General features: G+C 72.1%; 7 protein-coding genes. 1 reads left to right on the top strand and 6 read right to left on the bottom strand.

Annotation, left to right across the window (positions count from 1 at the left end; all coding sequences use genetic code 11):
- Positions 1 to 140: 140 nt before the first annotated feature.
- The 6 genes from LCE31_RS29860 to LCE31_RS29835 form a co-directional block, all read right to left on the bottom strand.
- Positions 141 to 779: a hypothetical protein gene (locus LCE31_RS29860; protein ID WP_225019818.1), complete on the bottom strand. Its 639-nt coding sequence runs from the start codon at positions 777 to 779 to the stop codon at positions 141 to 143.
- Entirely contained in the window at positions 764 to 1882 is a 1119-nt protein-coding gene (locus tag LCE31_RS29855; protein ID WP_225019815.1) for a ParA family protein, read from the bottom strand. Before LCE31_RS29855 ends, LCE31_RS29860 begins: the two co-directional genes overlap by 16 nt.
- A gap of 392 nt (positions 1883 to 2274) precedes the next feature.
- The gene (gene ald / locus LCE31_RS29850) at positions 2275 to 3390 is read right to left on the bottom strand and encodes an alanine dehydrogenase (protein WP_225019822.1); all 1116 of its coding nucleotides are present in this window, start codon (positions 3388 to 3390) and stop codon (positions 2275 to 2277) included.
- Positions 3391 to 3616: 226 nt separating this feature from the next.
- On the bottom strand, positions 3617 to 5662 hold the full coding sequence (locus LCE31_RS29845; RefSeq protein ID WP_225019814.1) for a tetratricopeptide repeat protein: 2046 nt from the start codon (positions 5660 to 5662) through the stop codon (positions 3617 to 3619).
- 292 nt (positions 5663 to 5954) lie between these two features.
- Entirely contained in the window at positions 5955 to 6581 is a 627-nt protein-coding gene (locus LCE31_RS29840; protein ID WP_225019812.1) for an NUDIX domain-containing protein, read from the bottom strand.
- Positions 6582 to 6720: 139 nt separating this feature from the next.
- A complete protein-coding gene (locus LCE31_RS29835) occupies positions 6721 to 8397 on the bottom strand; it encodes a CTP synthase (RefSeq protein ID WP_225019810.1) in 1677 nt (558 codons plus the stop codon).
- A gap of 381 nt (positions 8398 to 8778) precedes the next feature.
- Between LCE31_RS29835 and LCE31_RS29830 the strand changes: the two genes are divergently transcribed.
- Positions 8779 to 10634, top strand: a 1856-nt coding sequence (locus LCE31_RS29830; RefSeq protein WP_225019820.1) for a glycoside hydrolase family 15 protein, incomplete at its 3' end; no start/stop codon positions are given.

Genomic DNA, 10634 nt, shown 5'->3' with positions numbered 1-10634 from the left:
CACACCGGCGGACACGTCCGTCGGCCCATCGACTGCTCCGGTCGTGGGCGCTGTGTAAGGCAGCAGTCCGTCCCCCCCCCCCCCCGGCGCGCCCCCCCCCCGGCCCCGTGCGTACCGCACCCGAAACCGGGGCGGGCCGGTCAGCGGCCGCGCAGGCGCCGTACGAGAATGCTGGCGTCGCCGCGCGATTCGAGGTCCGCGAGGACCACGGCGACCGCTTCCCGGACGATACGCCCGCGGTCCACCGCGAGGCCGTGCTCGCCGCGCAGGACGAGCCGCGCGTGTTCGAGGTCCATGAGTTCCTCGGCGGAGACGTACACCGTGATCTTCTCGTCGTGCCGCTCGCGCCCGCTGGGCCTGCGGTTCGCGCCGCGGCCGCCCTTGCCGCGCCGCTGCTGCTGCGCGGCGGGCGCGGGGCCCGACTGCTGCTGCGGTACGGCGGGCCCGCCGCCGGGCTGCTCGGCGGCCGGCCTGCGCGGCTTGCCCAGGGCTGCCTGCTGCTCGGCGTCCGCCGTGCGGGACCTGGCGGGTCCCGCGGGGTCGGAGGCGTCGGGATCGGCGGCGGAGGAGTGCTCCTCCTCGGTGGCGCGCCCGGTGGCCGGAGTGTGCGCCGGTCCGGGGCCCTCGGCGCCCGCGTCGCTCTCCCCGGCGGGCGCGGGGACACGTGCCTCGCCGTTCGCGCCGCGGCGCCGGTCACCGGGCGAGGACGACTGGAGGGCCGTGCCGCCGGTGGTACGGAACAGTTCGTCGGCGCCGGGCAGACTCACTCGGCGTGACACCGGGCGAGCACCTCCCTGGCGAGCTGGCGGTACGCGGCGGCCCCGACGGAGTTGGAGGCGTACGTCGTGATGGGCTCACCGGCGACCGTGGTCTCGGGGAAGCGCACCGTACGGCCGATCACCGTGTGGTAGACGTGCTCGTCGAAAGCCTCGACGACGCGGGCGAGCACCTCGCGGCTGTGCACCGTGCGGGAGTCGTACATCGTGGCGAGGATGCCGTCGAGCTCCAGCTCGGGGTTGAGCCGCTCCTGGACCTTCTCGATGGTCTCCGTCAGCAGCGCCACCCCGCGGAGCGCGAAGAACTCGCACTCCAGCGGCACGATGACGCGGTGCGCCGCGGTCAGCGCGTTCACCGTCAACAGGCCGAGCGACGGCTGGCAGTCGATGACGATGAAGTCGTAGTCCTGGAGGAGCGGCTTCAGCGCGCGCTGGAGCGTCGACTCGCGGGCGACCTCGCTGACGAGCTGGACCTCGGCCGCGGACAGGTCGATGTTGCTGGGCAGCAGGTCCATGTTGGGCACCGCCGTCTTCAGCAGGACGTCGTCGGCCGCCATGCCCCGCTCCATGAGCAGGTTGTAGACCGTGAGGTCCAGCTCCATCGGATTGACACCGAGGCCGACGGACAGGGCGCCCTGCGGGTCGAAGTCGACGAGCAGCACCCGCCGCCCGTACTCCGCGAGCGCGGCACCCAGGTTGATGGTCGACGTGGTCTTGCCGACGCCGCCCTTCTGGTTGCACATCGCGATGATCTGCGCGGGGCCGTGATCGGTCAGCGGGCCCGGGATCGGGAAGTACGGCAGGGGCCGTCCCGTCGGGCCGACGCGCTCGCGGCGCTGCCGTGCGGCGTCCGGGGCGAGCGTGGCCGCGTACTCGGGGTCGGGCTCGTACTCGGCGTCAGGGTCGTAGAAGTGCCCCTCGGGCACTTCCTCGAAGTCGGCGAATGGGGTGGGCTCTCGGCTTCCCTCGTTGCCGGCCATGGCGTTCACGTGTTGGCCGTCCATCGTCTGGTGGGCTGTCGTGTGCTGGGTGGTGGCGAAGGTGCGGACAGCGACGGAGCCGACAGCCTCGAAGCCGGACGGAGCACTCACGCCCGCCGCGGGCATTCCTGGTTGACCACCCCCGGGAGTAAATGTCGACTCATTCACAAGTCGTCTTACCTCCTTGGAAGTAACCAGGAAACTTATCGATAGGTCAGCGTGGCACCATGCCGACGGTTGGCGACTCTATGGCGTGTCACCGCTCCGCAGCAACACAATCCGCCGGACCCGGCCCGATGTGTCGGCAACCGAACACCCCTGTGTCAAGGGCGCACACCCCTCTCACCAAGGCACGGCGCACTTCGACGCCCGGCGAGCAAAACGGCACAATCGTTACTTTCGCCGCGTGTTGGCGCCGGGCGGGTCAGGCCGGGAAAGTGGCCCGATACACACCGGGGCCGGACCTCGCGCGGCAAGGTCCGGCCCGTGGAGCGACGTTGACGGCGCGCCTTGACGGCTCAGCCGAGCAGCGCGTCCAGTTCGACGTGGTCGAGTCCGTGCGCCTCGGCGACCTCACGGTAAACCACTTCGCCCTCATGGGTGTTGAGGCCCTTGGCGAGCGCCGGGTCACGGCGCAGCGCCTCCCGCCAGCCGCGGTCGGCGAGCTCCACGATGTACGGGAGTGTGGCATTGGTCAGGGCGTAGGTCGACGTGTTCGGGACAGCGCCCGGCATGTTGGCGACGCAGTAGAAGACCGAGTCGTGCACGCGGAAGGTCGGCTCGGCGTGGGTGGTCGGCCGGGAGTCCTCGAAGCAGCCGCCCTGATCGATCGCGATGTCGACAAGTACGCTTCCGGGCTTCATCCTGGACACCAGCTCATTGGTGACCAGTTTCGGCGCCTTCGCGCCGGGGATGAGCACCGCGCCGACGACGAGGTCCGCTTCGAGGACCGCGCGTTCGAGCTCGTAGGCGTTGGAGACGATGGTCTGCACCCTCGTGCCGAAGATCCGGTCGGCCTCGCGCAGCTTGTCGATGTCCTTGTCGAGCAGGGTCACGTGGAAGCCCATGCCGACCGCGATCTGCGTGGCGTTCCAGCCGGAGACGCCGCCGCCGATGACGACCGCGCGGCCCGCCGCCGTACCGGACACACCGCCGGGCAGCACGCCCCGGCCGCCGGCCGAGCGCATCAGGTGGTACGCGCCGACCTGGGGTGCGAGCCGCCCCGCGACCTCCGACATCGGCGCGAGCAGCGGCAGCGCGCGGCGCGCGGTCTCGACGGTCTCGTAGGCGATGGCGGTGGTGCCGGAGCCGAGCAGCGCGTCGGTGCACGCGCGGGACGCGGCGAGGTGCAGGTAGGTGAAGAGGGTCTGGCCCTTGCGGAGCCTCGGGTACTCCTCCTCGACCGGCTCCTTGACCTTCAGCAGCAGGTCCGCCCCGGCCCAGACCTCGTCGGCCGTGGCGAGGATCGCGGCACCCGCCGCCGTGTACTCCTCGTCCGTGATGGACGAGCCGGCGCCTGCGTTCCGCTCGACGACGACCTCGTGGCCGTGGCGCACGAGCTCGTGCACGCCTGCCGGGGTGATGGCCACCCGGAACTCGTTGTTCTTGACCTCGCGGGGGATGCCGACCTTCACGTCGATCACGGTCCTTGGCTCAGAGGGGCACCTGAAGGGGAAAACAAACCCGGGCAATCGGTGTATCGGCGGCAGCGGCAGCTCAGGAGCAGCAGGGACACGACGCATCGGGCGACACCACGGATCACCGCGGCAGAGCCAGTCTATTCAAGGATTTCCCGCTGTCCAGCCTTGCAATGAATGAATCTCTCCCAGACAGGATGCGGAATTCGTAGGTCAGCCGGCCTCAGTCCTGTGCTTCGTCCGGTCCGAGCAGCCGGTTCGCCCTGCCGCGGTGCAGCGTCGCCGCCGCGGGGTCCCCCATCCGCTCCAGGGTGTCCGCGAGCCGCAGGTGCAGGGCGGCGCGCAGCCGCTCGTCCCCGGCGAGCACGGCCCACTCCAGGGCCTCCTCGCAGGTGCGCAGCGAGTCGTGCGGGCGGCCCGCGAACTCCAGCACCCGGGCCACCTCGCTCAACGCCCTTGCCACGCCGGGGGAATCGTCCAGCCGCCGGTGGCAGGCGACGGCGGCGCGCCACTCGCGCAGCGCGTCGTCGTAGGCGCCCGCGTAGGCGTGGACGGTGGCGAGGCGCCCGTACAGCCGTGCCTCGTCGGGCCGCTCGCCGCGGCTGAGGCGCTGCGCGAGCGCCCTGCCGTACCAGTCGGCCGCCCGGTGCCAGTCCTTCAGGTCCTGGTAGGCGCCGCCCACGGATTCCATCGCGCGGCCCGTCGCGTAGTGGTCCTGCGCCGCCCGGCCCGCGTCCAGCGCGGCGCGGTAGCGGGCGAGGGCGTCCCCGGTGCGGCCGGTGCGCGCGTCGAGGTCGCCGATGTTGAGCAGGGCCGCGGCCCGCTCGCGGTGCAGGCCGCGGCGCTGCGCGACGTCGAGGACGAGGTGGTGCAGCCCGTACAGGTCGGGCGCGGCGGCCTCGGTGCCCTCGTGCGCGGCGAGCGCGCGCACCAGCGCGGCCACCAGGCGGCGGGCCAGCGTGTCCAGTTCGCCGTCCTGGGCGGCGACGCGGGCGGCGGCGAGCAGCGCGGGCCGGTTCAGCCGCAGCCAGGAGGCGGCCGCCGCCGCGCTCGGGAAGCGCATCGCCCGGGGCAGCGCGGCGAGCTGCTTGCGGGCGGGCGAGCCGTCGGGCTCGGTGACCGCCCGGCAGGAGCGCAGCAGCCGTACCGTCCGCTCCAGCATCCTTGCCCTGGCGAGCCGCAGTTCGCCGGGCCGGTCCTGGAGCTGTGTACGGGCGCGCAGCAGCGGCACCAGGCAGCCGGGCAGGACGTACCGGCCGTCGGCGCTGTCCTCGCGGCGGCCCGCGGGTACCTGTCCCGGCCCCGCGCCGGGGGCCGGCCTGAGCATGCCGAGGCCCGCGAGGTCGCGCAGGGCCGCGGCGGCCGACGGCACAGAGCAGCCCGCGAGCGCGGACGCCGTGTGCGCGTCCGCGAGCCCCGCGGGGGCGAGCGTGAGCAGCCGCAGCGTGTACGCGACGGAGGACGGCAGCGCGTCGTAGGCCAGGCGGAAGGCGCGGGCCAGCGGCCGGTCGCCCACCGGGACGTCCGGTTCGGGGCCCAGGTCGCGCAGCCGCCGGGCCAGGTCGGCGACGGACGCCGTCGGGCGGGCCGCGAGCCAGCCGCCGGCCAGCAGCAGCGCGGCGGGCTGGCCGCCGCACTCCTCGGCCAGCGACTCGGCGGCCTGCGGGTCGACGGTGATGCGCACGGCGCCCGCGTAGCGGCCGAGCAGTTCGACGGCGGCGGCGCTGTCGAGGCCGCCGACGGTGCACGGCCGGACGTCGGGGATACCGGTGAGCGGGCCCCGGGAGACGGCGACGACCAGGCAGTCGGGGGTGTCGGGGACGAGCGGGTCGACCTGTTCCGCGTCGAGGGCGTCATCCAGCAGGAGCAGGGCTTTTCGCGCGGCGAGGGTCTCGCGCACCCGCTGGGTCAGCGCGTCCTCCGCCTCGCCGGGCGGCGCCTGGACGCCGAGCGCGGCGAGGACGGCCCGGGCCGAGCGCTCCCCCGGCACGGGGTCGCCGCCGGGCTCGGTGAGGGCCGCACGTACGACACCGCCGGGATAGCCGTCGCGCAGCCGGCGGGTGATCTCTTCGGCGAGCGCGGTACGGCCGGAGCCCGGGCGGCCCGCGACGAGCAGGACGCGCGCGCGGGGCTCCTTGCGCCCCGAGATGGTGTTGAGTCCCGCGCGCTCCAGGTCGGCGCGGAGTTCGGCCAGCTCCCGCCTGCGGCCGAGGAAGGGCGGCTCGGCGATCCGGTCGGGGCTGTTCACGTCCACCGCCTGATCCGTCACGGGATCACGCTCCGTCCACCTGGCCACAACCCGGCCCCACGGGGGCCCGTGGGCGCCCCGAGCCTAGTTGACCCCTCCCGGGTGAAGACCGGGACGTGTCCGCAAGATCACTAGATCGGATCAGGCGATAGTCCGATCACCGTTTCACCGTCCGCCGGGTGTCCGGCCTGCCGCGCCGCCTCCACCGCGGGGCGCGGCGGGCTCCCCCCGCGCGCACCGCACGCGCCGCCTCCTGGCGCCAACACGAACGGTGTGCGCGCGCCGTGCCGTCGCGCACCGCACGCGCCTTCGGTCAGGGCGTGAACGGCCTGGCCGGCCACGGGGCGTCCGCCGGCCGCAGCGCATCGAGGCCGTCGCCCGCGAGCGCCGCCGTCAGAGCGAGGACGCCCACGGAGAGGCAGCTGTTGTGGAGTTCGCCCGCGAGCACTCCGCGCGCCAGCTCGCCGAGCGGGACCCGGGCCAGCTCCATGTCGGCCTCCTCCTCGGAGACCTCGAAGCGCTCCCCCTCGGCCTCCCCGAGATCGCGCGCCAGGAACACGCGCACCGCCTCGTCGGAGCCGCCGGGCGAGGTGTAGATGTCGGCGAGCACCCGCCAGTCCTCGGCCTTGACGTGGGCCTCCTCGTAGAGCTCGCGCTGCGCGGCGTGCAGCGGGTTCTCGCCCTCGACGTCGAGCAGCCCTGCCGGGATCTCCCACAGCTTCTGCCGTACGGGGTGGCGGTACTGGCGCAGGACGACGACCCGCCCGTCCTCGTCGAGCGCGAGGATCGCGACGGAGCCCGGGTGCACCTGGTAGTCCCGTGAGACCACGGCTCCGTCGGGCATGACCACCTGGTCCGTGCGGACGCCGGTCTTGTTGCCGCGGAACGGCATCGCGGTCCCGGTGACCCGCCACTCTTCGCGGGCATCCTTGACGGTCATGAAACGGCCCTCCACGCGTAACCGGCGAAACGGACAACCGGGGTGCCGGATCTGTCCGATCCGTACGCCCCGGTCCCCACCGTATCGCCAGGCCGGGGGCCCGCCGACCGGCGGCCGCCCGGCTCCGCGCCCCGTGGTGCTAGCCGGCCGCCCGGGACTTCGGCCGGTCCGTGCCGAGCTTCCGCTCCACCGCCGCCTTCACGAGCCCGGCGAACAGCGGGTGCGGGCGGGTGGGCCGGGAGAGCAGCTCCGGGTGCGCCTGGGTCGAGACCAGGTACGGGTGGACGCTGCGCGGGTACTCGACGTACTCGACGAGCTTGTTGTCGGGCGAGGTCCCGGAGAACACCAGGCCCGCCTTCTTCTCCAGCTCGGCGCGGTAGGCGTTGTTGACCTCGTAGCGGTGGCGGTGGCGCTCCTGGACGTACGGCTCGCCGGCGTACGCCTCGCGCACCACGGAGCCCTCGGCCAGCTTCGCCGGGTAGAGCCCGAGGCGCATCGTGCCGCCGAGGTCACCCGCGCCCTCCACGTACGCCAGCTGCTCCTCCATCGTGGAGATCACCGGGTGCGCGGTGCCCGCGTCGAACTCGGTGGAGTTGGCGTCCGGGATCTCCGCGAGGTTGCGCGCCGCCTCGATGACGATGCACTGGAGCCCCAGGCAGATGCCGAGCAGCGGGATGCGGTTCTCGCGGGCGTACTGGATCGCGCCGATCTTGCCGGTGACCCCGCGGTCACCGAATCCGCCCGGGATCAGCACCCCGTCCACATCGGCGAGCTGGCGCGCGGCGCCCGCGGGCGTCTTGCACTCGTCGGAGGTCACCCACTTCACATTGACCCGCGCCCGGTTCGCGAAGCCGCCCGCGCGCATGGCCTCCGTCACGGACAGGTAGGCGTCCGGCAGGTCGATGTACTTGCCGACGAGGGCGATCGTGACCTCGTGGTCGGGGTTGTGCACCCGGTCCAGCAGGTCGTCCCAGACCGTCCAGTCCACGTCGCGGAACGGCAGGTCCAGCTTGCGGACCACGTACGCGTCCAGCCCCTCGGCGTGCAGCACCTTCGGGATGTCGTAGATCGACTTGGCGTCGATGGCCGCGACCACGGCCGCCTCGTCGACGTCGCACATCAGCGAGATCTTGCGTTTGATCGACAGCGGGACCTCGCGGTCGGCGCGCAGCACGATCGCGTCGGGCTGGATGCCGATGCTGCGCAGCGCCGCCACGGAGTGCTGGGTCGGCTTGGTCTTCAGCTCGCCGGACGGGCCGATGTAGGGCAGCAGCGAGATGTGCACGACGAAGACGTTGTCGCGGCCGACCTCGTGCCGTACCTGACGGACCGTCTCCAGAAACGGCTGAGACTCGATGTCCCCGACCGTGCCGCCCACCTCCGTGATGACCACGTCGACGTCGTCGGTGGCCATGCGCCGGATGCGGTGCTTGATCTCGTTGGTGATGTGCGGGATGACCTGCACGGTGTCGCCGAGGTAGTCGCCGCGGCGCTCCTTGGTGATCACCGTGGAGTAGACCTGCCCGGTGGTCACGTTGGCGCTGCCGTCGAGTTCGACGTCGAGGAAGCGTTCGTAGTGGCCGACGTCCAGGTCGGTCTCGGCGCCGTCGCCGGTGACGAAGACCTCGCCGTGCTGGAACGGGTTCATCGTGCCGGGGTCGACGTTCAGGTACGGGTCCAGCTTCTGCATGGTGACCCTGAGGCCGCGCGCCTTCAGCAGCGCCCCGAGGCTGGAGGCGGTCAGGCCCTTGCCGAGGGAGGAGGCGACGCCCCCGGTGACGAAGATGTGCTTGGTCGTCGAGGATCGGTTCGGCATGGCCAAGAGGGGGCTCCCGTGGTCGCGGTCTGAGGTGGCGTCGCGGCGGCTTCGGTGCGCCCTGTCTGCGGATTTCACGCCTGAGGGAGACCACCGGTCCACGGGCTACCAGACTAACAGCGACCGGGAGGGACTGCTTCCGGCCATACGTCACACCCCGTGACGCGCGCCGCGGCCGTGACTCAAACGTTCATCGGACCTATGGTGCCGTGAGCGTGACACGCAAGGGCGGGGTGCGTCGTATCCTGCTCGGACATTCGCTGCCGAGTCAGGCCGGCAAACGGCACCACCCCAGCCCGTTATTCCCGGAAAAAGAGCTCGTCAACGACCCCTTGACCGCACCAAAAGCCCCTTCGGGGCGACGTGGCCGTTGGACTGGAGATGCACGTGGCAGGGCGCATCGAGGATTACGCACTCATCGGAGACATGCAGACCGCGGCACTGGTCTGCCGGGACGGCACAGTCGACTGGCTGTGCCTGCCCCGCTTCGATTCCCACGCCGTGTTCGCAGCCCTTCTCGGCACCGACGAACACGGTTTCTGGCGACTGGGCCCCGCTTTCCCTGCGGGTTCCGAGCCGCCGCGGGCCCAGCGGCGCCGCTACGCCGGCGATTCGCTGATCCTGGAATCGGAGTGGGACACCTCGCGCGGCACGGTCAGAGTGACCGATTTCATGCCCCCTCGGGACGGGGCGCCCCAGTTGATCCGCATCGTGGAGGGCGTCAGCGGGCAGGTGCCGATGCGCTCCACGCTCCGTATGCGCTTCAGCTACGGACGGGTCACCCCCTGGGTGCACAAGGTCGGCGACCGTACGGTCGCCATAGCGGGCCCGGACTCCGTGTGGCTCGACACCACCGCGGACACGTACGGCAAGGACCTCACGACGTACTCCGACTTCACCGTCTCCCCCGGTGAGCGGGTCGCGTTCACGATCAGCTGGGAGCCGTCGCACCGCGCGGGACCCGCGCTGCCGGAGCCCGAGGGCGCGCTCGCCGCGACCGCCGAGTTCTGGCGTGAGTGGGTCGGGCAGTGCACGTACCACGGGCCCTACCGGGAGGCCGTGGTGCGGTCGCTGATCACACTGAAGGCACTGACGTACGCGCCGACCGGCGGGATCGTCGCCGCGCCGACGACGTCGCTGCCCGAGGAGATCGGCGGCGTACGGAACTGGGACTACCGCTACACCTGGCTGCGGGACGCGGCGATCACCCTGTCGTCGCTGCTGCGCACCGGGTACCGGGAGGAGGCACGCGCCTGGCGCGAGTGGCTGCTGCGGGCCGTCGCGGGCGACCCGGAGAACCTCCAGATCATGTACGGCATCGCCGGGGAACGGGAGTTGGGCGAGGCGGAACTCGACTGGCTTCCCGGGTACGAGAGTTCGTCGCCCGTACGGGTGGGGAACAACGCGGCACACCAGGTTCAGCTGGACGTGTACGGCGAGGTCACGGAGGCGCTGCATCTCGCGCACATGACGGGGCTCGCCCGCAACGACTACGCGTCGGTGCTCCAGCTCAAGCTGATCCGCTACCTGGAGACGCACTGGCACCAGCCGGACGAGGGCATCTGGGAGGTGCGCGGGCCGCGCCGCCACTTCGTTCACTCGAAGGTGATGGCGTGGGTCGCCGTCGACCGGACCATCAAGCTGCTGGAGTCGGGGGACGCCGAGGACCCGGACGGGTCGGTGGAGAAGTGGCGCGATCTGCGCGACGACATCCACCGCGACGTGTGCGACAAGGGCTTCGACCACGAGCGCAACACGTTCACGCAGTCGTACGGCTCGCAGGAGCTGGACGCGTCGCTGCTGCTGATCCCGCAGGTCGGCTTCCTGCCGCCGGACGACAAGCGCGTCATCGGCACGATCGAGGCGATCCAGCGCGAGCTGTCCACGCCTGACGGCTTCGTGATGCGCTACCCGACGTCGGGCGAGGAGGCCGGCCTCGACGGCCTCGCGGGCGACGAGGGCGCGTTCCTCGCCTGCTCGTTCTGGCTGGCCGACGACCTCGCCATGATCGGCAGGGTGGAAGAGGCGCGCAGGCTGTTCGAGAAGCTGCTGAGCCTGCGCAACGACCTCGGTCTGCTCGCCGAGGAGTGGGACCCGCACGGACAGCGCCAAGTGGGCAACTTCCCGCAGGCCTTCAGCCATGTCCCGCTGATCGACACGGCGCTACGAGCTGATCGGCCGGATCGTCCTGGAGGACGCGGTGGAACGCGCCGACGGGTAGCGGGCGGACGGCGCGG

The sequence above is a fragment of the Streptomyces sp. 8L genome, assembly GCF_020176795.1.
Lineage (GTDB): Bacteria > Actinomycetota > Actinomycetes > Streptomycetales > Streptomycetaceae > Streptomyces.
The sequence above is the reverse complement of the archived record's forward strand: the minus strand, read 5'-3'. Positions and strand labels throughout refer to the sequence as shown.

Coding starts and splice junctions, on each gene's coding strand:
- LCE31_RS29855 (WP_225019815.1), bottom strand. CDS start 1,882: ATGCCCGCGGCGGGCGTGAGTGCTCCGTCCGGCTTCGAGGCTGTCGGC.
- LCE31_RS29840 (WP_225019812.1), bottom strand. CDS start 6,581: ATGACCGTCAAGGATGCCCGCGAAGAGTGGCGGGTCACCGGGACCGCG.
- LCE31_RS29835 (WP_225019810.1), bottom strand. CDS start 8,397: ATGCCGAACCGATCCTCGACGACCAAGCACATCTTCGTCACCGGGGGC.